This window comes from Enterobacter cloacae complex sp. P29RS, assembly GCF_014893445.1.
GTDB lineage: Bacteria > Pseudomonadota > Gammaproteobacteria > Enterobacterales > Enterobacteriaceae > Enterobacter > Enterobacter intestinihominis.
On sequence record NZ_JADBPZ010000021.1, the window covers coordinates 1 to 22,965 of the forward strand.

Sequence of the window (22,965 nt, forward strand, 5' to 3'; positions counted from 1 at the left end):
CCTGGCACGTTCACCGGTCATGTCGTTACAGAGTAGCAAGGAACATAAAGTGAACGGAATGACCACCACCGCCGTATGTTCCCCTCACCCTAACCCTCTCCCCGGAGGGGCGAGGGGATTGCTCAGTGCTCGCATTAATTTGTGGGGAACCCTCAGCCCTGTGGGGAGAGGGGAAAAGAATGTTACTGTGCTTCCGCCAGCTGACGATCGCGGCGACATTTAAACATCCAGCCCACCAGCAGCAGGACGATCCACGCGAAGCCCACGTACAGGGAAATACGGGTATCCGGGTGATAACCAATCAGGCCAATGATGAAGACCAGGAAGATGAGACCGACAATGGTCGTTGGCACGCCGCCCGGCACTTTAAACTTCAGCGCTTTGGCCTCTTCTGGCGACAGACGGCGACGAAACGCAATCTGCGACAGCAGGATCATGATCCACACCCACACCGTCGCAAAGGTCGCCAGCGACGCAATCACCAGGAAGACGTTCTCTGGCATAATGTAGTTCAGGTAGACCGAGAACAGCAGCGCCACGGTCATGACCAGCACCGTTACCCACGGGGTACCGCGACGCGACGTTTTGGCAAACACCTTCGGCGCACTGCCCTGCTCCGCCATGCCGTGCAGCATACGGCCCACGCCGAACACGTCACTGTTGATGGCCGACAGCGAGGCGGTCAGCACCACAAAGTTGAGAATGCTGGCGGCAAACGCAATGCCCATATGCTGGAAAGTCAGGACAAACGGGCTGCCGTTGGTGCCCACCTGGTTCCACGGGTAGATGGACATAATCACAAACAGCGTGCCCACGTAGAACACCAGGATGCGCATCGGCACCGAGTTGATGGCGCGCGGAATAGACTTCTCCGGATCTTTCGCTTCCCCGGCGGTGATGCCGATAATCTCGATTCCGCCATAGGCGAACATGACCATCTGCAGCGACATGACCATCCCGAGCCAGCCGTTGCTAAAGAAGCCGCCGTTGCTCCACAGGTTGTGAATGCCGGTTGGCTGTCCACCGTTGCCGATCCCCCAGATGATAATGCCGAAACCGGCGAGGATCATGATGATAATGGTCGCGACCTTGAAAAAGGAGAACCAGAACTCCAGCTCGCCAAACACCTTCACGCTCATCAGGTTAACGGCGCAGATAATCAGCACCACGCTCAGCACCCAGATCCAGTGCGGCACGGCGGGGAACCAGACCCCCATATAGATACCAAACGCCGTCACATCGGCAATGGCAACAATCAGGATTTCGAAGCAGTAGGTCCAGCCGGTGATAAACCCGGCCAGCGGGCCTAAATTTTCCTGCGCGTAGCGGGAGAAGGAACTGGCAGAGGGGTTGTGAACCGACATTTCGCCAAGGGCGCGCATGATGATATACGCCGCCACGCCGCCGATGATGTAGGCCAGCAGAACGCTTGGACCGGCCATTTTGATGGCATCTGCCGAGCCATAAAAAAGACCGGTACCGATAGCCGAGCCCAGCGCCATAAAGCGGATGTGGCGGGTGCTCAATCCACGTTTAAGTTTGTTAGTGCTTTCCATTAAAATCTTGCCATTCAACACGAAAAAAACAAAAAACCACGGGGCCTTAAGCCCCGTGGTTAAACAATTTGTTGCCGTTGATTAATGGGCGTTGGATGTCACCTGACGCCCTGCCGCACGGTCCCAGATAATCGCCAGAACCAGCGCTACAACGGAAGGCATCAGCCAGGCCAGGCCCTGCTCGGACAGCGGCAGACGCTGTGTCCAGGCTGGCAGGATTTCTGCAAATGCTGATGCTTTGATCCCGTCAAGGATACCAAAAATCAGGCTGATAAACATGGCTGGCGCAATAATTCGCGTGGAGTTATGCCACCACGGACGGGTGAAGCTCAGCACTACCAGCACGATACATGGCGGATAGATCGCCGTCAGCACCGGAATTGAGACCTGAATCAGGTGGCTCAGACCGAGGTTTGACACCGCCATGGAGAAGATGCCGAGGATAAACACCAGCGTGCGGTAAGAAAGCGGCAGATACTGAGCGAAGAACTCCGCGCAGGCGCAGGTCAGACCCACCGCCGTCACCAGACAGGCCAGGAAAATCAGCGCCGCCAGCAGCATGCTGCCTGCACCACCAAAGGTGTGCTGCACGTAAGCATGCAGGATCGCCGCGCCGTTTGCGCTCTGATCGACCAGCGTTGCGCTATCTGAACCCAGACGGAACAGCGCCAGATACAGCAGCGTCAGGCCGACACCGGCCATCAGGCCAGCCCAGATGGTGTAGCGAGTCAGCAGACGCGCTTCGGTCACCCCGCGGGAACGCGCGGCGTTAACGATAACGATACCAAACACCATCGCGCCAAGCGTATCCATCGTCAGATAGCCGTTCACGAAACCGTTTGAGAACGCCGCGTTCTGGTAGGCGTCCATCGCGGAGCTGATGGGCCCCGCAGGCCAGACGATGGCCGCAACCGCCAGCACAATCAGCGCCACAATTTTCAGCGGTGCCAGGAAGTTACCCACAGTATCCAGCAGTTTGCCCGGATAGAGAGAAACCAGAATCACGATGGCGAAGTAAATGAGGCTGTAAATAAACAGCGGCATCGCGCCGTCACCGGTCAGCGGGGCAATACCCACTTCAAAGGAGACGGTCGCCGTACGCGGGGTTGCGAACAGCGGGCCAACAGCCAGATAGCAGACGGTTGCCAGCAGAACGCCAGCCACTTTGCCAATCGGGGTGCTGAGGCTGTCCACACCGCCACCGACTTTCGCCAGCGCGATAACGGTCAGTACCGGCAGGCCCACGGCAGTAAGCAGGAAGCCAAACGCAGCCGTCCAGACGTGTTCACCCGCCTGTAAGCCAACCATTGGAGGAAAAATGATGTTACCTGCGCCAACGAACAGCGCAAATGTCATAAAGCCCAGCGCGATAATGTCACGCGATTTCAAGTGATGGGTCATAAAACCTTACTGCCTGTGGATGTGGTGTTGAATACGTTGAGATTTTCGCCATCCCTGACGGGACGATACAGCGGAAAATTTGCTCAATTTCAGCGGGATATGCTCCCGTCCAGGCGTGGCGAAGAATAGTTTTTCGATTTACCACGCAAATACAGTCGGTCTGACAGTATATGGGGGGCAATTTAAACGCTTATAACGTTTAAAGGCAAGAAGGGATCGTAAAACCAGAACAATATGCCAGCATGAAAATTCAGACCAAAATAATATGCCATGTATAAGAAAAACTCATGGCTAATCATGCGAACAAAAAAGCACCAGCCGTATAATATTCACTCGCGTTTCGCTTGACTGCAAAGCAAACGGGCCAGCAATCGCTGGCCCGTGGAAAGGTAGCCTGACACATACGCTGTCAGGCACTTTTTTTGGCAATTAATCGTTCCGGAATCACGAAGCTAAAGCGCGTGCCCTTACCCAGGGTGCTTTCGATATTGAGCCGGCTTTCGTGGTGGCTGACGGCATGCTTCACAATTGCCAGCCCCAGTCCGCTCCCGCCGGTCTGCCGCGAGCGCGCCTTATCCACCCGGTAGAACCGTTCGGTGAGACGCGGGAGGTGTTCAGGCCCAATCCCCGGCCCGTTGTCCTCGACGCTAAACTCAGCCCCTGCCGGAGTATGCTGCCACCGCACCGCGATATGCGTCCCTGTCGGGGTATGATTCACGGCGTTATAGACCAGGTTTGAGATAGCGCTTCGCAGCTCATCTTCACTGCCGAGCACTTTCAGCGTGTTATCAACATCAAAACTCAGGGTGTGTTGATTATGGCTCAGCGTTTGGGCTTCGCGCTCCACCACTCGCAGCATCATCGGCACATCAATGATGTCGTTTAGCGCCAGCGACGGGGCAGCCTCAATTTTTGAAAGCGTTAGTAGCTGTTTGACCAGCCCTTCCATGCGGAACGTCTGTTCGCGCATGGTATGCAGCGCTTTCTCACGCGGCGCCCCCTCAAGCGTTTGCTCCTGCATCATCTCCAGATAGCCCTGAAGCACCGTCAACGGCGTACGCAGCTCGTGGCTGACGTTGGCAAAGAAGTTACGTCTCGCGCCCTCAAGCTGATGCATCTGGGTGACATCCCGCGCCACCATCAGCCACTGCCGATCGCTGTAGGGCATCACGCGAATTTCAAGATGGCGACCGTTATTGAGCTTCAAATTGTGCGGACGACTAAAATCACGCGTTTTCAGATACAGCGTGAACTCGGGATAGCGCAGAAGGTTGAGGATGTTCTGACCGTTATCATCCGGCCAGCGCAGGCCCAACAGCTGCTGTGCGAGGCCATTGCACCAGAAGATGGTCCCTTCTTCCGTCGTCAGGATCACTGCGTCCGGCAGCGACTCCGCGCCGCTGCGAAAGCGTTTTATCAGGCTTCCCAGCTCACGACGGCGCTTTTTATTACGCATCTGCATCTGGTGCAGGCCGTAGAGTAGCGGTTCCCAGCTCCCGCTTCCCGGCGGGGGTGTCATACTTCTGTCGACCCACAGCCACCAGGAAAGACGCAGTAAATTCCAGAAATGCCAGACGAGCAACCCCGTCACGGCCACCAGTAAAAACCACGGCAGATAGCCAAAAATAGCCCCCAGAATGAGGGCCGGAATGCAGCATAAGATCAGTTCAAAGACGAGCCTTTTCCATGACAGACGTTCCAGCACGCGTCACACTCCTGTCATTGTTCAGAAACGGGTCGAGAAGCGATAACCCGTGCCGCGGACCGTCTGTACCATGCGATCGTGGCCGCTCAGTTCCAGTGCTTTACGCAGGCGGCGAATATGGACGTCAACCGTTCGGTCTTCGACATAGACGTTAGTTCCCCAGACGTTATTCAGCAACTGTTCGCGGCTGTAAACGCGCTCCGGGTGTGTCATAAAGAAGTGCAGGAGTTTAAATTCGGTGGGGCCCATATCGAGGGGATTTTCACCGGTCATGACCCGGTGTGAGGTAGGATCCAGGCTCAGGCCCTGCATCTCAATCACCTCTTCCACCGCCATCGGTGAAATACGGCGCATCACGGCTTTGATACGCGCCACCAGCTCTTTCGGGGAGAACGGTTTGGTGATGTAATCGTCCGCGCCGGTTTCCAGACCGCGCACGCGATCCTCTTCCTCACCGCGCGCCGTCAGCATCACCACCGGGATATCGCGGGTCATCGCCTCGCGTTTGATATGCTTGATAAACTGCAATCCGGAACCGCCAGGCAGCATCCAGTCCAGCAGGATCAGATCGGGCCAGGGTTCATTCAGCTGGTTCACCGCGCTGTCATAATCTTCCGCTTCAACCGGCTGGAAGCCATTTTGTTCAAGCACGAAGCACACCATTTCACGGATCGGAGCTTCATCTTCTACGACCAGAATACGTCTCGCCATACTTTGCCCTGTCTTATCGTATTTAAGTTACAAGTCTGTAATGCGGCGTCATTATGCGTCAGATTTATGACAGATTTATGAAAAACATTACCACGATAAATAGCAAACTGTTGTTTTATTACAGCGGTTATTTTCCGTTCCCCGAACGTTTATAATCCTGCTTTCTTATTATTGCCACGGATCTCTTATGCGCATACTTCACACCTCAGACTGGCACCTGGGTCAAAATTTTTACAGCAAAAGCCGCGCCGCGGAACATGAAGCGTTCCTGAACTGGCTGCTGGAGACGGCTCAGGCTCACGAGGTGGACGCAATTATTGTGGCGGGCGACATTTTTGATACCGGATCGCCGCCGAGCTATGCGCGTGAGCTGTACAACCGTTTTGTGGTCAACCTCCAGCAAACCGGTTGTCACCTGGTGATTGTCGCCGGAAACCATGACTCGGTGGCGACGCTGAATGAATCCCGCGATATTCTGGCGTTCCTCAATACCACCGTGGTGGCCAGCGCCGGACACGCGCCGCAGATCCTGAAAAAACGTGATGGCACGCCGGGCGCGGTGCTATGCCCAATTCCGTTTTTACGCCCGCGCGATATCGTGCAAAGCCAGGCAGGCCTGTCCGGGAGCGAAAAACAGCAGCATCTGTTGCAGGCCATCACCCGCTATTATCACCAGCAGCATACGGAAGCCTGCGCCCTGCGCGGCGAACAGGCCATTCCTATCGTTGCCACCGGGCACCTCACCACCGTCGGGGCCAGTAAGAGTGACGCGGTGCGCGAGATTTATATCGGTACGCTGGACGCGTTTCCAGCGCAAAACTTTCCTCCCGCCGACTACATTGCCCTCGGGCATATTCACCGGGCCCAGATCGTCGGGGGATGCGAGCATATTCGCTACTGCGGCTCGCCCATTTCCCTCAGTTTTGACGAAACGGGCAAAGCCAAATCCGTGCATCTGGTGAGCTTCACCGAAGGCCAACTTAGCGCCGTTGAGACGCTTGAGGTGCCGGTCACCCAGCCGCTGGCGGTGCTGAAAGGCGATCTGGCCGCCATTACCGCTCAGCTTGAGCAGTGGCGCGGCGCAGTGCTTAATCCCCCCGTCTGGCTCGATATCGAAATCGCCACCGATGACTACCTGTACGATATGCAGCGTAAAATTCAGACGCTGACGGAAGACCTTCCCGTAGAGGTGCTGCTGGTACGTCGCAGCCGCGAGCAGCGCGAGAAAATTCTGCTGAACGCCCAGCGTGAAACGCTTAGCGAACTTCGGGTTGAAGAGGTGTTCGCGCGGCGGCTTGCGCATGAAGAAGTGGACGAGGCCAGGCGCACCAGGCTTAACGAGCTGTTTGCCCATACCCTGCATTCCCTCAATGACGAGGACGAAAACGCATGAAAATTCTGAGCCTGCGTCTGAAAAATCTGAATTCGCTAAAGGGTGAGTGGAAAATCGATTTCACCGCGGAGCCTTTCGCCAGCAATGGGCTGTTTGCCATCACCGGCGCAACCGGCGCGGGTAAAACCACGCTGCTGGATGCCATCTGCCTGGCGCTTTACCACGAAACACCGCGTCTTAATAAGGTCTCTCAGGCACAAAACGACCTGATGACGCGCGATACCGCCGAATGCCTGGCTGAAGTGGAATTTGAGGTCAAAGGCGTTGCTTATCGCGCTTTCTGGAGCCAGAACCGCGCCCGCAACCAGCCAGACGGGAACTTACAGGCACCGCGCGTTGAGCTGGCCCGCTGCGAAGACGGCAAAATTCTGGCCGATAAAGTCACGGATAAGCTGGAACAAACCGCCGCACTCACCGGGCTGGACTATGGTCGCTTTACCCGCTCGATGTTGCTCTCTCAGGGGCAGTTTGCCGCCTTCCTGAATGCTAAACCGAGCGATCGGGCAGAGCTGCTGGAGGAACTGACCGGCACGGAAATTTACGGCCACATTTCCGCCATGGTTTTTGAAAAACACAAAGCGGCACGCAACGCGCTGGAGATGTGCGAAGCGCAGGCCGCAGGCGTTGTGCTGCTGAGCGAGGAACAGCAGCAGCACTTGCAGCAAAGTTTGCAGGCACTTACTGACGAAGAAAAAATCCTGCTGGCACAGCAGCAGAGCCAACAGAAAGATTTTCAGTGGCTTACGCGTAACGACGAGCTGATACGTGAGCAGCAACGCGCAGCCGCTTCGCAGCAGCAGGCGCAACAGGCTCTGACGGACGCCGCGCCGCAACTGGCGAAGCTCCAGCTGGCACAGCCCGCCGCCCAGCTACGTCCGCTGTGGGAGTATCAGCAGGAGCAGACCACCCGCCTGGCGCAGACAACAGCGCGAATTGTTGAAGTAAATACTCGCTTACTCGACAGAGCGGCGCAGCGCTCGCGTATTCGCAACGGTGCGCTGCACAACCGTGAACAGTTGCGGACAGAACACACGGTACTGACGCAGTGGCTAACCGAACACGATCGTTTCCGTCAGTGGGGGCAGGAAATTACCGGCTGGCGGGCGCATTTTACGCAACTGAGTCGCGATAAAAATCAGCTTGTGGCCCAGTCAGCGCGTATGGCTGAGCTTCGTCAGAAACTGGCTGAGATGCCGGAGAGTACGCTGACGCTGACGGCTGAGGATCTCGCGACGGCAATGGAGCAACAGGCACAATCGCGGGCGCTCCGCCAGCGTCTGACTGCGCTTCACGCTCGCTATCAGCCGCTGCAAAAACGGCTGCGTCAGAATGCGGAAAGCGTGCAGAAAGCGCAGGCTGAGCAGGCTAAGCTCAATGAAACGCTGATCCTGCGGCGTCAGCAGTTCAAAGAGAAAAATCAGCACTATGCCGACCTGAAAGCGCTCTGTGAGCGTGAGGCAACAATCAAGGATCTTGAGAACTATCGTGCACTGCTCGAAGCGGGTAAACCTTGCCCGCTCTGCGGTTCAAGCGAACACCCGGCAGTTGTGCAGTATCAGGCGCTTGAACTGACCGACAATCAGCGCCGCCGCGACGCGCTGGAGAAAGAGGTTGCCGCGCTAAAAGAGGAAGGATTGCTGGTGCTCGGGCAGGTGAATGCGCTCACCCAACAGATCCAGCGCGAGACAGAGGAAGTACAGGCCCTCTCTCAGGAAGAGCAAGCACTCACTAAAGAGTGGCTGGAGGTCTGCACCTCCCTGAACATAGCGCTGAATATTCAGGATGATATTGCCCCCTGGATGAGCGAACAGGAGCAGTATGAACGCCAGCTGTATCAGCTTAGCCAGCGTCTGACGCTGCAAAACCAGCTCAATGAACAGGAAGATCAGGCGCGCCAGTACCAGCAGCAGCTGACGGCGACGCGTCAGGCGCTGGCAGCCTCGCTAGAGTCGCTGTCGCTTAGCGTGCCCGATGAAGGGGCTGAAAGCGCCTGGCTGAGCGCGCGCGAAAGCGAATATACCCTGTGGCAGGAAAAACAGGCCCAGCACGGTACGATTCAGGAAGGTATTAACGCCCTGATGCCCATTCTGGAGACGCTGCCGGTTACCAATGATGCAGAAGCCGACGCGGTTATCCCTGAGAACTGGCGCGGCATCCACGACGAATGCGTGTCGCTGCAAAGTCAGCTCACCACCCTACAGCAACAGGAGACGCTTGAGCGTGAACGGCTCCAGCAATCACAGGCTCAGTTCAACGCCGCGCTGACCGCGAGCTGCTTTGCCGATCGGGAAGCATTTCTCTCCGCCCTGCTGGATGAAGCGTCGATCCGCCAGCTTGAACAACAAAAGCAGACGCTGGAGAACCAGCTCCAGCAGGCCACGGCGCTCTCCGTACAGGCAAACCAGCAGCTTCAGGCGCATCAGGCACAGCGCCCCGAGGGGCTGGAAACCGACGCCGCAACCCTTCAGGCGCAGTTACACCAGCTGGCGCAACAGCTTCGTGAAAACACCACGCGTCAGGGGGAGATCCGCCAGCAGCTCAAACAGGACGCCGATAACCGTCTGCACCAGCAGGCGATTATGCAGCAGATTGAGGAGGCGGCGCGTCAGGCTGACGACTGGGGCTATCTCAATGCACTGATAGGCTCCAGCACCGGCGATAAATTCCGTAAATTCGCCCAGGGGCTGACGCTGGATAATCTGGTGTGGCTTGCCAACCAGCAGCTCAACCGTCTGCATGGCCGCTATCTGCTTCAGCGTAAAGCCAGCGACGCGCTGGAGCTGGAGGTGGTTGATACCTGGCAGGCCGATGCGGTACGCGATACCCGTACCCTGTCCGGCGGGGAAAGTTTCCTCGTCAGTCTGGCGCTGGCTTTAGCGCTTTCCGATCTGGTCAGTCACAAAACGCGCATTGACTCGCTTTTCCTGGATGAAGGGTTCGGCACACTCGACAGCGAAACGCTGGACACCGCGCTGGATGCGCTCGACGCGCTGAACGCCACCGGGAAAACCATCGGCGTGATCAGCCACGTAGAGGCAATGAAAGAACGTATTCCGGTGCAGATCAAGGTGAAGAAGATCAACGGGCTGGGGTATAGCAGGCTGGACAGGGAGTTTGCGGTGCAGTAAATGGGGGATGTTGCCCTCACCCTGGCCCTCTCTCTGTGGGAGAGGGTACAAACATCAAAAACGGCAACGCAAGTTGCCGTTTTGCGTTTATTCCGGCCAGAGCCACGCCGCGCCGCGCACACCGCTGGAATCTCCATGGACGGCTTTGCGGATCGGCGTTTCGCATTCGCCCCCAAATACCCACTGTTTCACCAGCGTTGGCACCGTCGCGTACAGCCGGTCAACGTTGCTCATGCCGCCGCCCAGCACAATCACGTCCGGATCGAGGATATTGATCACATGCGCCAGTGATTTAGCCAACCGCATTTCGTAGCGGCTGAGCGCCAGTTCAGCCACCGGATCCTGCTCCTCAACCAGACGCATAATCTCGTTGCCTTTCAGCGGCTGGCCGCTCAGACGATGATAATCGGTGGCAAACCCCGTGCCGGAAATAAAGGTCTCAATACAGCCCTGCTTGCCACAGTAGCACGGCACCTCGGCACGGTATTTGAGTTCATCTTCGTCCATCCACGGTAACGGGTTGTGCCCCCACTCACCTGCGGTGCCGTTGCCGCCAATATGCGAGCGCCCACCGAAGGCCACGCCCGCCCCGCAGCCGGTACCGATAATGACCGCAAATACGGTCTGCGCGCCAGCCGCTGCGCCATCTACGGCCTCAGAGACCGCCAGGCAGTTAGCGTCATTTGCCAGACGCACTTCCCGGTTCAGACGCTGGCTTAAGTCTTTATCAAACGGCTGACCGTTGAGCCAGGTGGAGTTGGCATTTTTCACCACGCCGGTATACGGCGAAATGGAGCCGGGGATCCCCATCCCGACCGTGCCCGTCTCGCCCGTTGCCTGCTCTGCCATATCGACCAGACGGGCAATCGTCTCTATGGTCTGGTGATAATCATCGCGCGGCGTAGGCAGACGGTGGCGAAACAGTTGCTCCCCCTGCTCGCTCAACGCAATAACTTCTGTTTTGGTGCCGCCCAAATCAATCCCAATACGCACAAGACACTCCTCATTATTTTGATTATCAACAGAGTAGAAGCCCACTTCCCGATTAGCAATGCAAGCGATGCGACAATTCGTTATCATGCCCGCTGATTTAACGACAAGGCCGTGGAAATTATCATGCTGTGGTTCAAAAATTTGATGGTTTACCGTCTCAGCCGCGACGTTTCGCTGCGTGCAGAAGAGATGGAAAAACAGTTAGCCGCTTACTCCTTTACCCCTTGCGGTAGCCAGGATATGGCAAAAACCGGCTGGGTTCCGCCAATGGGTTCTCAAAGCGATGCGCTGACCCACGCCAGCAGCACGGGGCAAATCATCGTTTGCGCCCGCAAAGAAGAGAAGATCCTGCCGACGCCTGTGGTGAAGCAGGCGCTCGAAGCGAAGATCGTCAAGCTGGAAGCTGAACAGGGCCGTAAGCTTAAAAAAACCGAAAAAGATTCACTGAAGGATGAAGTGCTGCACTCGCTGCTGCCGCGCGCCTTTAGCCGCTTTAGCCAGACCATGATGTGGATCGACACCGTGAACGGGCTGATCATGGTCGACTGCGCCAGCGCCAAAAAAGCGGAAGATACGCTGGCGCTGCTGCGTAAGAGCCTTGGCTCATTACCGGTGGTACCGCTGGCACTGGAGACGCCGATTGAGCTGACCCTGACTGAGTGGGTGCGCAGCGGGACTGCCGCGCAGGGCTTCCAGATCCTTGATGAAGCAGAGCTGAAAGCGCTGCTGGAAGATGGCGGCGTGATCCGCGCGAAGAAACAGGATCTGGTGAGCGACGAAATCGCCGTGCACATTGAAGCGGGCAAAGTGGTGACCAAACTGGCACTCGACTGGCAGCAGCGCATTCAGTTTGTGATGTGTGATGACGGCTCCGTGAAGCGCCTTAAGTTCTGCGATGAACTGCGCGATCAGAACGAAGATATCGACCGCGAAGATTATGCTCAGCGCTTTGACGCAGACTTTATCCTGATGACCGGCGAGCTGGCGGCGTTAATTCAGAACCTGGTGGAAGGTCTCGGCGGCGAAGCGCAGCGCTGACAGGCAAAACGTAGGCCGGGTAAGCGAATGCGCCACCCGGCATGCTTTTATTTCAGATAGCGGCACAGATAAGAGGTTGGCTCTGCAACCTGCAAATGGAACTCGCTGTGGCCCGGCACGTTGAACACCTGCCCGGCACTATAGACTTTCCACTCCGTTTCACCCGGCAGCAGGACGTTCAGCGCACCACTGACCACCGTCATCTCTTCCGCTTCTGCGGTGCCAAAGGTGTATTCCCCTTCCGCCATGACGCCGACACTGGCGCGGCCAGTGCTGCTGCTGGTAAAACCAATGGATTTCACTTTACCGGAAAAGTATTCGTTACTTTGAAGCATGAACTGGCCCTTATATTTATAGAGAAAAATCCACTATAGGGGCCATGCTCATGACCTGTCACGCAAAATCATTACACCAGTAATTCTGACGCCAGGCGCGCCATCAGGACGTTAGAGAGCAGCACCGGAACATCCAGCGCCTTTTGCAGTAAATCACGATGCCGTTGATGGAAGCCCAGGCAGTCCAGCATCAGGACATCCGCCCCTCTGTCGATCAACTCCTGCCCGGCCGCAATCAGCTTCGCTTCGCTGTCCCAGAACGGGTTTGCCAGCGCGTACAACGGGGTGTGCTCCAGCGCGGCCCACTTCACCGTCTGGTTATCCAGCAGTTCTTCTACGGGAACGATAACGCCCACCTGATGACCATCAACAATTGACGCCACCAGCGGGGGGATAATCCGCATCGGTTCGAGCAGAATGGCATTACGCGCGCTGAGTCCTTTAACGGGTGCTGTGCTCATCAGCAAAATGACGTCATAGTCCTGATTGTCGAGCACTTCGATCACACCCTGTAGCGCGCGCTCAATTTTCTGGCGTGACACGTGCGCCAGTTTACCGTCACTGAGTAACGTTGCCAGGGGATCTTCCCCCTCTCCGACCGCGTAGTCTTCCATGACCTCTTCCCGACTGAGCTTCCCTAACAGACTGAGATGCGTAATTTGTTGTTCAGAGACATGCTCGGTTAAGAGCGGTAATACTTCGCTTACAGGCACCACACCAATCGTGAGGATCGCCAACGTCGCCTTCATTTTGATCGCCTTCCGTTACTACCACAACTGCCACACAAGTACAGGCTCACTACGCTGCACTGTTCATTTTTTCAACAAAACAGCACCAAGCGTAGCAGGGGATCTCTACACCGTAATGTAAAGATCGACTGGCCTTTCCAAATCTACCTGTAATAACTAAATATTAACTGCTGCTTAACATCAGCGATAAGTTAAAAATGTGATTCAGGCACGGTTGTAACGAATTCGGATTCTTGTCAGGACTTCTCGGGATCCTCATAGCGCCGTTTCGCATCCAGCGCTTCCTGTTCGGTTTCATGTTCGCTGATCAGCGAATCAGGTTTAGGGTGATCGGCACGCAGCTGGTACCAGGTTACGGTCTGATCGCTATTACCTTTTTCAACGGTAACGATGCGGGCTTCACGTGGATAGGGAGGTCTGGTTGGCATAGCTCATCCTTTTTTTATGTCTGAGCTATGAGTATAGACGGCTGTTAGCTGGCGCAAGCCAAACGCAGGGCGGTAATAATCTGAATCGCAACTTTCTCGGGTGACGCTGACGCATCCACAACGTGGTGTGCCGCCTCGCGGTACAGTGCATCGCGTTCGGCGAGGACGTCGCTGACCTCTTCACTCAGCGGTTTCGCGGTCAGCGCCGGGCGCTGTCCCTCTTCCGGAAACGCCTCCAGCCGCCCCACCAGCGTAGAAACCGGGGCACAAAGGTAGATTACGACACCCTTTTCGCGCATAAACTGGCGGTTATACGGCGCCAGAATAATGCCTCCACCGGTCGCAATCACGGTCGACGGTGCGGTCACCGCTTCCAGCGTGGCCGTTTCGCGCGCACGAAAGCTCTCCCACCCCTCATTCTCCACGATATCGGCGATGGTCTTACCGGCATTCTCCTGGAGCCAGTGGTCAGTATCGACAAACTGACTCTGGCACAGACGCGCCAGCTCCAGACCAACGGTGGTTTTCCCACAGCCGCGAGGGCCAACTAAAAAGATGGGTGGGTTCATAACCAGGTGTTCCCCTTGCTGCCGGATAACTGAAGGCTGTAAAGAAATGATTGCAGAAGATGTTGCGCTAACTTTACTGCAAAGCGGTACGGAATGACAAGCCTGTGGAAGTCACACTGTACCACAAAACAGCCCGGAGGTGGGCTACGCCGGGCGGCGCTTCACTTCCAGCAGCCATTTATCCAGCTCGGCGGCAAACTGCTGGCGATCGCGCTGCGACAGGCTGTCCGGCCCACCGGTTTGCACGCCGCTGGAACGCAGGGTATCCATAAAATCACGCATGGTGAGCTTCTCCCGGATCGTTGCCGGAGAGTAGCGCTCGCCGCGCGGGTTAAGCGCCGCGGCCCCCTTCGCCAGCACGTCGGCAGCCAGCGGGATATCCGCCGTGATCACCAGATCTCCTGCGTCACACAGGCGTACTATCTCGTTATCTGCCACGTCGAACCCGGCCGGAACGCGCAGAGATCGGATGTATCTGGAGGGCGGCACGCGGATATTCTGGTTCGCCACCAGCGTCATCGGCATCTGCACCCGCTCGGCGGCGCGGAATAAAATCTCTTTAATCACATTCGGACACGCGTCCGCATCAACCCAAATCGCCATAGTGTCTCCCCATTATGATTCTGGCGACTATTGTCGCCTGCATTTCGTTGTTAAGCTATCAATGAGAGATAACAACGCATAATAACGGAGAGACGTGATGGATAAGAAAATCGGGTTTATCGGCTGCGGAAACATGGGTAAAGCTATCCTCGGTGGACTGATAGCCAGCGGCCAGGTGCTGCCGGGGCAGATTTGGGTCTTCACCCCATCCCCGGATAAAGTCGCGGCGCTGCGTGATGAGTATGGTATCAACGCCGCCGAAAGCGCGCAGGAAGTGGCTCAGGTGGCGGACATTGTCTTTGGCGCCGTTAAGCCGAATATCATGATTAAAGTCCTGAGCGAGATCACCTCCAGCCTGAACAAAGAGAGCCTGGTGGTGTCGATTGCCGCAGGCGTGACCCTCGACCAGCTCGCCCGCGCGCTGGGGCACGACCGTAAGATTGTTCGCGCCATGCCAAACACCCCGTCGCTGGTAAATGCCGGTATGACCTCCGTTACCCCGAACGCGCTGGTTACTTCTGAAGAGGTGGCGGATGTATTGAACATTTTCCGCTGCTTCGGCGAAGCGGAAGTGATTGCCGAACCGATGATCCACCCGGTTGTCGGCGTGAGTGGTTCTGCCCCGGCGTATGTCTTTATGTTTATCGAAGCCATGGCCGATGCCGCCGTACTTGGCGGTATGCCGCGCGCGCAGGCCTACAAATTTGCGGCGCAGGCGGTGATGGGCTCGGCCAAAATGGTGCTGGAAACGGGTAAACATCCGGGCGAACTGAAAGATATGGTGTGCTCGCCGGGTGGCACAACCATTGAAGCCGTGCGCGTGCTGGAAGAGCGCGGGTTCCGCTCCGCCGTGATCGAGGCGATGGAAAAATGCATGGAAAAATCAGAGAAGCTGAGTAAGTCCTGATGCGTAACGCCGGGCGTCAGGCGGCCACTTCGGTGCGACCCCGTCCGGCATTTTTGGCTTTATAGAGGGCCACGTCCGCGGCCTTTAGCCATTCACGATAGTGCGTGAACTGCGCCCCCCAGGGGGCAACCCCAACGCTGATACACAACCTCGCCATAGGTGCTCCGTGCAGCGGCATGTTGACCAGCCTTTCATGGACGCGCGCCATCGCCGCAATCGCATTGTCGGCAGGCGTGCCGGACATGATCACCGCAAATTCATCTCCCCCGAAGCGGCCAATATAATCGCCTGCGCGCAGGGTCAGCTGAAGCTGGCGCGTGATGGCGACAATCGCTTCATCCCCCACGTCATGCCCCCAGGTGTCGTTGATCGTCTTGAAGTGATCGATATCGATGAGCAGTATCGTCGCCTGTCGATGGCTGCGACGGCAGGCCTCAAATTCGTTACGCAGCAACGTTTCCCAGTGACGGCGATTGAACACGCCGGTCATTCCGTCGCGGGTACTCATCAGCTCAAGCCGACGCTTATGCTCTGCCAGCCGGATCGCCGTGCGGTGGCTGAGCCAGGCAAACAGCATGGGGTAGACCACCAGCACGGGGAGCGTCAGCCACAACGCCAGCGGTTCAGAGGTCAATAGCACAGGAGTACCCGTGGATTGCACGGTGAGCAGGGCAGACAGAGCAAGCAGCGCAAGTCCTGTCAGGAATAAGCGGCATCCCCCCGATCCCATCATGTTCATGCCGATCATCACGATCAGCGCCGCCGTTGGCAGCGCATTGAACCCTATTAATCCCACCCAGACGCCAGCAATGATGGCATCGATTTTCAGATTAACGATTTCACCGCTGTGGGGGCAGGTCGAACGAAAAGCCAGCTGCCAGGCCAGATGGGGCCAGACAAAGACCCAGCCCACCAATAGCAACCACCAGACGCCAGAAAGAAGCTGACTCACCAGAACGCTGGCAAGCGGAACAAACAGCGCCGCCAGACCAACGATGCGTGCCAGCCGTATTCGCCGGGCAAATCGCAGACCGGAACGGTATGAGTCATCCTGAGAAAGCTGCTGATACCACGCTTCCCGAATGTTCTCGTGATTGTCATAAAACTCATCATTCATCATTTTTGGGAATATTCTGAAACATTTTCCCAAATTATAGAGAGGGGGATAGCGGGGAAAGTATGAAATTTTGGGTGAGCCACAGCCGTGACTCACCCATTAGCACTACGCCTGTTTTTTCAGGCACGCGCTCATAAACTTGCTGCGATCGTCGCCTTTCAGCATCTGCTGTGTCGCCTGGGCATTGCACTCGCGCATTTTTTGCTGCTGCGGGGTCAGGCTTTTTTCACCCGGTTTGGTCGTACCATTTTTAAGGCAGTCGCTCATATACGTTTTACGGGCATCCCCTTTCAGACTTTGCGAGGTCGCCTGTTGGTTACAGGTCGTCATGCGCTGCTGCTGGGGCGTTAACGTTTTCTCTTCCGCATGTGCTGAGGCGATCAGACACAGGCCAGAGAGCAGGGTAACCAGTATTGTTGTTTTCATTGCACCATCCTTTATGTGAAGTTCCACGTTAAGTCTGGTTCGTTACGGGAAAAAAACCACCCTGCACCATGATTTTCACCGTGATTCAGGGTTATTTCAGTCCCGTCGCAGCGCGATTATTATTAACCGGTTTCGCAGGAACGGAGGAGGTAATTACGAGCGAGTTTAATGCGGTGAAAAGTGTGCTCTGCTTCATTTTAATTTCCCTATGGTAACAGGGTAAAAATAAAAACAGAGCGACGCCAGGCATCCTGCATGACAATTCTGTGACACGTCATTTCACCTCTGGCGGGTTAACTGCGAGGATGCCTTAAAAGCTTCTTTACGTATTGCTGAAGCAGCTCCGCGTCCTCTGCAGGCACCTGTGAATCAGGGCGAGCTTTTTCCAGCGCGCCTTCAACGTTGTCGATCAACGCCTCCTGCTCTGGTTTTGCCATCTGTCGCAACAGCGCCGTCACAACGATCTCCAGCGCCTCGACCTGGGCAACCAGCTCTTTCGACTCTTCTTCCTTTTGGGCAAGCTTAACCAACAACTCAGCAATGAGATTTTTCATGGTGCTATGTCCTTATGTGATTTCCCCTGAAATTAACACCCTCACTGAATAATGAAAAGCATGGATTGGTTTTATCTTATGCAAAAGTGACATTGCTGCCAAAAAAGATATTTCGGAGCGCAAGCGAAACGTTTTTCTAAAAGACAGAAGCCGCATTTCGTTATATAAAAATGCGGCCATCATAAGAATTAATAATATATTATCGTGTTTGCCGGGCTGACTTTGCCTCAGCGATTCGCCGGCGACGGCGCAAGGCAAAGGCCAGTTGAATAATATTAAGAAGCACCACCACCGCCGTCGCGGCAAATACCCAGCGGAAACCCGCCATCGCCGAGACCGAGGCGCCAATAAGCGGGCCCGCTACGTTGCCTAAATACATGAACGACTGGTTGTAGCCAAAAATGCGGCCGGTTACCTGGTCACTGGAATATTTCACCAGCAGCGTCTGTACAGCGGGCAGCATAGCACCATCCGCGAAGCCAAGCAGGAAGCGCAACACCCCGAGCTGAAGCGGTGTTGTGACGAACGACATGGCAAAGAAAAGGATCACCGCAATGATGAGCGTTGCCATCAGAATGCGTGCCGTACCGATCCTGTCGCCCAGTTTCCCCAGACGCGGAGCGGACATCAGCGCCGACACGCCCGGCACGGCGGCAATCATCCCGCTCAGAAAAGCAATGTTGCTGCTGTCCGGTGCCATCGACTTGATAAACAGCGCCAGAATCGGTCCCACCGAGCCGTTACAGAGCTGGATCACCATCGTTGTCACAAAAAGGCTAATCATCAGGCCAGGATAAGGTAGCGAGGCGAAAACCGCCTTTCCGCTCAGGCGTTCTGATTTGCTGACGACAGGCCGACCGCCCTCTTTAATCAGAAAAAGGGTGACCAGAAAGCTGACCGTTAGCAGGATGGCGGTAATGATAAAGACCGCGCGCAGCCCAACATGGTCAGCCAGGAAGCCGCCGAGCAGGGGGCCGCCAATTACACCGCTAATCTGGGCCGTGGAAAGCGTGCTGAGTGCCCAGCCGCTCCGCTCGCGCGGTACCTGTGAGGCCACCAGCGCCATGGCATTCGGAATGTACCCGGAGGTCAGCCCCATTATCGCCCGCAGAATAAACAGCTGCCAGACGTTGGTGGCGAAGGCCTGGAGCAAAATGGCTATCGCCATCCCCAGCGAGGCGCGGAGCAGCATCAACTTGCGCCCCTTGCGATCCGCAAGGCTGCCCCACATCGGTGACACAATGGCGGACACCAGAAACGTCACGCTGAACGTCAGGCCGGACCACATAGAGAGCGCTTCATGGGAAGTGACCCCCAGCTGCGACACGTAAAGCGGCAGGAAGGGCAATATCTGGCTGATAGCCAGTCCGGTGAAGAAGCAGCCGAACCAGACTGAAATGAGGTTAACTTTCCAGGATTCCATAACAGAAATAGTCTTCATTTTTAGGCGAATTCGCCGACAGATTAGCAAGTTACGCGCAATGACATAGCGCCAGAGATGCGGCCTTGCAGACTTTGGTGTTTTATCTTCCCAGTCATCATATTTGTGAGATAAGTCACAATCTATCCAATTTTCGGCGGAAGATTATGCTTCATCGACATAAGCCATAGCCGCGCATTCCCAGATGGAAATGGTTGGCATGGGCGGCATTGTAGTCCGGCCCCAGACCGTTACCGTAATAGCCGCAGCTTGCCGACAACAGCGCCTGTAGCCAGGGCTGCGTCTTTTCCGCTTTCCAGCCGTTGAGGACGGTAACACGCTGTCCGTTTGCCAGCCTGAAAGCGCTGATATCCAGCGCATCCGCCGTGGCATGTTCGCTGCGCCGCGCATCCGGGCGGCTGTAGATATTGCGGCAGGCGAAGCTGCCCAGATGTTCAATACGCGTAAGCTCGCTGCCGGTCCAGGTTTTGGTGAGCGGCCGGGCCTGCTGGCTGACAAACAGCGCCGAGCTTAACGCCAGCGGGCAACTGGCAAGGAAGCTGCCGTTCAGGCTGACCGGGCCAAAATCGCGCACGCGCACCACGTTACTCAGCGGACACTCACCGGCGCTGTCAGCGACCGCCTGGGTACGGATAAGCTGGCGTTGATTCGCCTGCGCTAACAGGTTTGCGCACGCCTGCGGCGTTAAGCGCCGGAGTTTAAACTGGGTTATTTTTCCAGGCGGATCGTCAAGCGTAAGCGGCACGAAAGGGTTGTAATGCGGCGGCAACCAGCGGTAGCCCACCGTGGCGATCCCGGCAATAACAATAAGAATAAGCAGACCTTTTCCTTTCACGCGCCCCCCTTCAACATCCCTCAAAACATTATGGCAGAAGGCCGCGAAACCCGCCGGGCATCGTGGTATGTTATTGGCTTTTCGTCAGACTGGAAGAGAGTGAGATGGCAAAGCAGCGCGTAGGTATTGTCTTTGGGGGAAAATCATCAGAGCACGAGGTGTCATTGCAATCGGCTAAAAATATCGTTGATGCGATTGATAAAAGCCGTTTTGACGTGGTGCTGCTGGGCATTGATAAACAGGGCCAGTGGCATGTTAACGATGCCAGCCAGTATCTGTTACACGCTGATGATCCGGCGCGCATCGCCCTTAATCCTTCTGATATCAGCGTCGCAACGGTTCCAGGCGTGGCACAGGGACAGCTTATCGATGCCGGGAACGCGCAGGCGCTGGCACAGATTGACGTGGTGTTCCCTATCGTTCACGGCACGCTGGGCGAAGACGGGTCCCTGCAAGGCATGTTGCGGATGGCGAACCTGCCGTTTGTCGGCTCCGATGTGCTGGGTTCTGCCGCCTGCATGGATAAAGACGTCACTAAACGTCTGCTGCGCGACGCCGGTCTGAATATTGCACCGTTCGTCACGCTCACTCGCGCCAACCGCGATAAACACAGCTTCGCGCAGATCCAGGCGCAACTCGGCCTGCCGCTGTTCGTGAAACCGGCGAATCAGGGCTCATCCGTCGGCGTCAGCAAAGTCACCAGCGAAGCACAGTTTAACGATGCCGTTCGTCTGGCCTTTGAGTTTGACCACAAGGTGGTGGTTGAGCAGGGAATTAACGGGCGCGAAATTGAGTGCGCCGTACTGGGTAACGACTTCCCGCAGGCGAGTACCTGTGGTGAAGTGGTGCTGAATAGCGACTTCTACTCCTACGACACCAAATATATTGACGACAAAGGTGCCCAGGTTGTGGTTCCCGCCGCGCTCGATCCTGACGTTAACGACAAGATCCGGGCGATCGCCGTTGAAGCCTATCAGGCGCTGGGATGCAGTGGGATGGCGCGCGTCGATGTGTTTCTGACGGCGGATAACGAGGTAGTGATTAACGAAATCAACACCCTGCCGGGCTTTACCAATATCAGCATGTACCCGAAATTGTGGCAGGCCAGCGGAATAAGCTATCCGGAACTGATCACCCGCCTGATTGAACTGGCGCTGGAGCGTCACGCCGCTGACAGCGCCCTGAAAAGCTCTGTTAACTGACGGTTAGTCGGCTTTCTCTGCCGTCGTCTCATCGGGACGACGGCGGATAATGAATCCCGCCAGCCAGAAACTGATTACCCAGGTCACCAGCCCAACCGCATAGGTTTGCCAGCCCTTCGCTTCAAATCCCAGCAGCCCGACAACACCGTTGAGTATAAAGATCAGCCCGATCGCAAAGGCGTAGTAATGCCAGTCACGGCGTAGTTTGGAAGTGAGCTTCATGACAACTCCGGCAGAAAAAAAAACTATCCTCTCACAGTTTGATAAAGCCGTCTGTGGCGGATACGTAAATTCTGAAAAGCAGCGCAGTTTCACTTATGTTATCAATTTGTGACGTGATGCAGAAATCGACAATCCAGGAGAAATCCTGAGCCGAATTTCCCACGATTCTGATATTGACAAATGCTATGACCTGTCACACTCACCCTGTACGACGCGTATTAAAACAGAGTGATATTTTCGGGAGGTCTTATGGCAGACTTTACATTGTCGAAACCGATTTTTGGCGGAAAACAACCAAAAACCTCCACGGCGGGGAATATTGCCTATGCCCTGTTTGTTCTGTTTTGTTTCTGGGCAGGAACCCAACTGCTGAACATGCTGGTGCATGCCCCTGGCGTGTATGAGCATCTGATGCAGGTGCAGGATACCGGCCGCCCGCGCGTTGAAATCGGTTTAGGCGTGAGCACCGTATTCGGGCTCATTCCCTTCCTCGCGGGCAGCATGGTTCTGGGCGTGATTGCGCTCGTGCTGCGCTGGCGCAACCGCCACTGATTACAGTCCCATACAGCGAGCCCGACGATCGTCCACGCGTTTTGCGAACCATGCGGTCGTCAGGTTACGCGTGATCTTCGGGCTTTCAAGCTGAATGCCTGGCAGAATGGCTCTGGGTAGTGCCTTTCCACTTTTCTTCTCTGCAAGCGCGAAAACCTGCTTATACAGATCCGTTTTCTCAAACGCCAGGCTGTCACCCTTCTCCAGCTGTCGGCGAATGTCACTGTTGCTCATCTCCAGTTTCGTCGAAAGTTTTCGCACTGCCCGTTCGGTGGACCCTGCCTCGCTGCTGCCGTATGCAATGAGATCGCCATCCAAAGCGAGCTTCACACCGCTGGCGCGGCTTACCGCATTCTGGAAGGCTGCATTTCGGCTGGCATACCAGCCCGCGTTAAAGTCGGCAAAACGATACAGCGGTTTATCGTAGTTGGCCGGATAATTCAGCAGGTGATACGTCCCAAACCACAGCCCACCGCGCAGGGAGAAGACTTCCTGACGCACCGTACCGTCGATATCCCACGGATAGCCGTCGGTATGCTTTTCCGCAAATGCGATGCTTACCTGCATCGGACCGCCGGTATGTACCGGATTCAGCGAGCCAAACAGCTTCTGCCCCATCGGAACCATATTGATGAAATCATCGAAAATGGCGCTGAGCTGCCTCTCGGTTTTCACCGTATCCAGCCGTTCGCTGTAGCTTTTACCGTTTGGCGAGGTGATTTTAAGGGCGGTATGTACCAGGAAAACCGGGATATGCATCGATTCGGCCCGGCGGTCGATCTCCTTCCAGGCGATTTTGTTCAGGCCAGGCACAACAGGATCTGACTGATACATCGATTCCTGCTGCGCCACCGCCAGCACCGAGCAGATGTTCTCCTCGGTAGGCGCGATCTTCTGACTTTTGAAGGTCGTTGCCAGCGCATCAGCCCACTCACTGCGATCCTTCACGCTGGCGGGCATTTTTTGCCGCACCACGCTCGCCACATCAACGGGCTTCTCCCCTTCTTTGAGCGGGGTAGCCCCTTTCTCGGCACAGCCCGCCAGCACGACGGCGGCGAGTAACGTCAGCGGTAATGCACGTGGTACGGCAAATGGCATAG

Annotated in this window: 23 protein-coding genes; 6 read left to right on the top strand and 17 right to left on the bottom strand. The window is 56.0% G+C overall.

Features of this window, described 5'->3' with window-relative positions:
* Positions 1-182: 182 nt before the first annotated feature.
* From proY to phoB, 4 genes are all read right to left on the bottom strand, one after another.
* Positions 183-1,556, bottom strand: coding sequence for a proline-specific permease ProY (gene proY, locus IM282_RS15875; protein ID WP_017383160.1), 1,374 nt, complete (start codon positions 1,554-1,556; stop codon positions 183-185).
* An 81-nt stretch (positions 1,557-1,637) separates the two neighbouring features.
* Positions 1,638-2,957 carry a branched-chain amino acid transporter carrier protein BrnQ gene (brnQ, locus tag IM282_RS15880; protein WP_003859118.1) on the bottom strand — a complete coding sequence of 440 codons (1,320 nt, stop codon included), beginning with the start codon at positions 2,955-2,957 and terminating at the stop codon, positions 1,638-1,640.
* A 409-nt stretch (positions 2,958-3,366) separates the two neighbouring features.
* Positions 3,367-4,662, bottom strand: coding sequence for a phosphate regulon sensor histidine kinase PhoR (gene phoR, locus IM282_RS15885; protein ID WP_023299433.1), 1,296 nt, complete (start codon positions 4,660-4,662; stop codon positions 3,367-3,369).
* A gap of 21 nt (positions 4,663-4,683) precedes the next feature.
* On the bottom strand, positions 4,684-5,373 hold the full coding sequence (phoB, locus tag IM282_RS15890) for a phosphate response regulator transcription factor PhoB (protein ID WP_003859122.1): 690 nt from the start codon (positions 5,371-5,373) through the stop codon (positions 4,684-4,686).
* A 187-nt stretch (positions 5,374-5,560) separates the two neighbouring features.
* Here phoB and sbcD point away from each other — a divergent pair, with 187 nt between their 5' ends.
* Together sbcD and sbcC are read left to right on the top strand one after the other, a co-directional pair.
* Positions 5,561-6,766 carry an exonuclease subunit SbcD gene (sbcD, locus tag IM282_RS15895; RefSeq protein ID WP_155024988.1) on the top strand — a complete coding sequence of 402 codons (1,206 nt, stop codon included), beginning with the start codon at positions 5,561-5,563 and terminating at the stop codon, positions 6,764-6,766.
* Positions 6,763-9,894, top strand: coding sequence for an exonuclease subunit SbcC (gene sbcC / locus IM282_RS15900; RefSeq protein ID WP_192970626.1), 3,132 nt, complete (start codon positions 6,763-6,765; stop codon positions 9,892-9,894). Before sbcD ends, sbcC begins: the two co-directional genes overlap by 4 nt.
* A gap of 87 nt (positions 9,895-9,981) precedes the next feature.
* Here the strand turns inward: sbcC and mak are convergent, their stop codons facing one another.
* Complete coding sequence (mak, locus tag IM282_RS15905) at positions 9,982-10,887, bottom strand: fructokinase (RefSeq protein ID WP_003859127.1); 906 nt, start codon at positions 10,885-10,887, stop codon at positions 9,982-9,984.
* A 123-nt stretch (positions 10,888-11,010) separates the two neighbouring features.
* On the opposite strand from mak, the gene rdgC reads away from it, so the two are divergent.
* A complete protein-coding gene (gene rdgC, locus IM282_RS15910) occupies positions 11,011-11,925 on the top strand; it encodes a recombination-associated protein RdgC (protein WP_058645975.1) in 915 nt (304 codons plus the stop codon).
* A gap of 47 nt (positions 11,926-11,972) precedes the next feature.
* On the opposite strand, the gene ppnP is transcribed toward rdgC, so the two are convergent.
* The 5 genes from ppnP to IM282_RS15935 form a co-directional block, all read right to left on the bottom strand.
* Entirely contained in the window at positions 11,973-12,260 is a 288-nt protein-coding gene (gene ppnP / locus IM282_RS15915; protein ID WP_003859131.1) for a pyrimidine/purine nucleoside phosphorylase, read from the bottom strand.
* 71 nt (positions 12,261-12,331) lie between these two features.
* Positions 12,332-13,009, bottom strand: coding sequence for an AroM family protein (locus tag IM282_RS15920; protein WP_003859133.1), 678 nt, complete (start codon positions 13,007-13,009; stop codon positions 12,332-12,334).
* Positions 13,010-13,245: 236 nt separating this feature from the next.
* Complete coding sequence (gene yaiA / locus IM282_RS15925) at positions 13,246-13,437, bottom strand: protein YaiA (RefSeq protein ID WP_023305565.1); 192 nt, start codon at positions 13,435-13,437, stop codon at positions 13,246-13,248.
* A gap of 44 nt (positions 13,438-13,481) precedes the next feature.
* Positions 13,482-14,006, bottom strand: coding sequence for a shikimate kinase AroL (gene aroL / locus IM282_RS15930; protein ID WP_022647212.1), 525 nt, complete (start codon positions 14,004-14,006; stop codon positions 13,482-13,484).
* Positions 14,007-14,150: 144 nt separating this feature from the next.
* Positions 14,151-14,609, bottom strand: a complete 459-nt coding sequence (locus IM282_RS15935) for a YaiI/YqxD family protein (RefSeq protein ID WP_192970627.1) — start codon at positions 14,607-14,609, stop codon at positions 14,151-14,153.
* Between the two features lie 97 nt (positions 14,610-14,706).
* Between IM282_RS15935 and proC the strand changes: the two genes are divergently transcribed.
* Positions 14,707-15,516 (top strand): pyrroline-5-carboxylate reductase, encoded by an 810-nt coding sequence (proC, locus tag IM282_RS15940; RefSeq protein WP_023305563.1) that lies wholly within the window; start codon positions 14,707-14,709, stop codon positions 15,514-15,516.
* A 16-nt stretch (positions 15,517-15,532) separates the two neighbouring features.
* Here the strand turns inward: proC and adrA are convergent, their stop codons facing one another.
* The 5 genes from adrA to IM282_RS15965 form a co-directional block, all read right to left on the bottom strand.
* The gene (adrA, locus tag IM282_RS15945) at positions 15,533-16,636 is read right to left on the bottom strand and encodes a diguanylate cyclase AdrA (RefSeq protein WP_192970628.1); all 1,104 of its coding nucleotides are present in this window, start codon (positions 16,634-16,636) and stop codon (positions 15,533-15,535) included.
* A gap of 102 nt (positions 16,637-16,738) precedes the next feature.
* Positions 16,739-17,059 carry a phosphate starvation-inducible protein PsiF gene (psiF, locus tag IM282_RS15950; RefSeq protein WP_022647208.1) on the bottom strand — a complete coding sequence of 107 codons (321 nt, stop codon included), beginning with the start codon at positions 17,057-17,059 and terminating at the stop codon, positions 16,739-16,741.
* A 293-nt stretch (positions 17,060-17,352) separates the two neighbouring features.
* Complete coding sequence (iraP, locus tag IM282_RS15955) at positions 17,353-17,613, bottom strand: anti-adapter protein IraP (RefSeq protein WP_003859148.1); 261 nt, start codon at positions 17,611-17,613, stop codon at positions 17,353-17,355.
* Between the two features lie 199 nt (positions 17,614-17,812).
* Positions 17,813-19,036, bottom strand: coding sequence for a multidrug efflux MFS transporter (locus IM282_RS15960; RefSeq protein WP_023299423.1), 1,224 nt, complete (start codon positions 19,034-19,036; stop codon positions 17,813-17,815).
* Between the two features lie 169 nt (positions 19,037-19,205).
* Complete coding sequence (locus IM282_RS15965; protein WP_192970629.1) at positions 19,206-19,889, bottom strand: extensin family protein; 684 nt, start codon at positions 19,887-19,889, stop codon at positions 19,206-19,208.
* Positions 19,890-19,993: 104 nt separating this feature from the next.
* Between IM282_RS15965 and ddlA the strand changes: the two genes are divergently transcribed.
* Positions 19,994-21,091 (top strand): D-alanine--D-alanine ligase, encoded by a 1,098-nt coding sequence (ddlA, locus tag IM282_RS15970; protein ID WP_022647205.1) that lies wholly within the window; start codon positions 19,994-19,996, stop codon positions 21,089-21,091.
* A gap of 3 nt (positions 21,092-21,094) precedes the next feature.
* On the opposite strand, the gene IM282_RS15975 is transcribed toward ddlA, so the two are convergent.
* Positions 21,095-21,313 (bottom strand): DUF2754 domain-containing protein, encoded by a 219-nt coding sequence (locus IM282_RS15975; RefSeq protein WP_022647204.1) that lies wholly within the window; start codon positions 21,311-21,313, stop codon positions 21,095-21,097.
* A gap of 249 nt (positions 21,314-21,562) precedes the next feature.
* Here IM282_RS15975 and IM282_RS15980 point away from each other — a divergent pair, with 249 nt between their 5' ends.
* On the top strand, positions 21,563-21,865 hold the full coding sequence (locus IM282_RS15980) for a DUF2755 family protein (protein ID WP_003859159.1): 303 nt from the start codon (positions 21,563-21,565) through the stop codon (positions 21,863-21,865).
* Here IM282_RS15980 and IM282_RS15985 read toward each other — a convergent pair whose 3' ends face one another.
* Positions 21,866-22,963, bottom strand: a complete 1,098-nt coding sequence (locus IM282_RS15985; protein ID WP_045308919.1) for a DUF1615 domain-containing protein — start codon at positions 22,961-22,963, stop codon at positions 21,866-21,868.
* Positions 22,964-22,965: the final 2 nt, after the last annotated feature.

Excerpts from the sequence above, each read along its gene's own strand:
- phoB (WP_003859122.1), bottom strand. The coding sequence starts at position 5,373 with ATGGCGAGACGTATTCTGGTCGTAGAAGATGAAGCTCCGATCCGTGAA.
- proC (WP_023305563.1), top strand. The coding sequence starts at position 14,707 with ATGGATAAGAAAATCGGGTTTATCGGCTGCGGAAACATGGGTAAAGCT.
- adrA (WP_192970628.1), bottom strand. The coding sequence starts at position 16,636 with ATGATGAATGATGAGTTTTATGACAATCACGAGAACATTCGGGAAGCG.
- ppnP (WP_003859131.1), bottom strand. The coding sequence starts at position 12,260 with ATGCTTCAAAGTAACGAATACTTTTCCGGTAAAGTGAAATCCATTGGT.
- sbcC (WP_192970626.1), top strand. The coding sequence starts at position 6,763 with ATGAAAATTCTGAGCCTGCGTCTGAAAAATCTGAATTCGCTAAAGGGT.
- IM282_RS15920 (WP_003859133.1), bottom strand. The coding sequence starts at position 13,009 with ATGAAGGCGACGTTGGCGATCCTCACGATTGGTGTGGTGCCTGTAAGC.
- IM282_RS15980 (WP_003859159.1), top strand. The coding sequence starts at position 21,563 with ATGGCAGACTTTACATTGTCGAAACCGATTTTTGGCGGAAAACAACCA.
- psiF (WP_022647208.1), bottom strand. The coding sequence starts at position 17,059 with ATGAAAACAACAATACTGGTTACCCTGCTCTCTGGCCTGTGTCTGATC.
- sbcD (WP_155024988.1), top strand. The coding sequence starts at position 5,561 with ATGCGCATACTTCACACCTCAGACTGGCACCTGGGTCAAAATTTTTAC.
- rdgC (WP_058645975.1), top strand. The coding sequence starts at position 11,011 with ATGCTGTGGTTCAAAAATTTGATGGTTTACCGTCTCAGCCGCGACGTT.
- IM282_RS15960 (WP_023299423.1), bottom strand. The coding sequence starts at position 19,036 with ATGGAATCCTGGAAAGTTAACCTCATTTCAGTCTGGTTCGGCTGCTTC.
- ddlA (WP_022647205.1), top strand. The coding sequence starts at position 19,994 with ATGGCAAAGCAGCGCGTAGGTATTGTCTTTGGGGGAAAATCATCAGAG.
- IM282_RS15985 (WP_045308919.1), bottom strand. The coding sequence starts at position 22,963 with ATGCCATTTGCCGTACCACGTGCATTACCGCTGACGTTACTCGCCGCC.
- proY (WP_017383160.1), bottom strand. The coding sequence starts at position 1,556 with ATGGAAAGCACTAACAAACTTAAACGTGGATTGAGCACCCGCCACATC.
- yaiA (WP_023305565.1), bottom strand. The coding sequence starts at position 13,437 with ATGCCAACCAGACCTCCCTATCCACGTGAAGCCCGCATCGTTACCGTT.
- aroL (WP_022647212.1), bottom strand. The coding sequence starts at position 14,006 with ATGAACCCACCCATCTTTTTAGTTGGCCCTCGCGGCTGTGGGAAAACC.
- iraP (WP_003859148.1), bottom strand. The coding sequence starts at position 17,613 with ATGAAAAATCTCATTGCTGAGTTGTTGGTTAAGCTTGCCCAAAAGGAA.
- IM282_RS15935 (WP_192970627.1), bottom strand. The coding sequence starts at position 14,609 with ATGGCGATTTGGGTTGATGCGGACGCGTGTCCGAATGTGATTAAAGAG.
- IM282_RS15975 (WP_022647204.1), bottom strand. The coding sequence starts at position 21,313 with ATGAAGCTCACTTCCAAACTACGCCGTGACTGGCATTACTACGCCTTT.
- brnQ (WP_003859118.1), bottom strand. The coding sequence starts at position 2,957 with ATGACCCATCACTTGAAATCGCGTGACATTATCGCGCTGGGCTTTATG.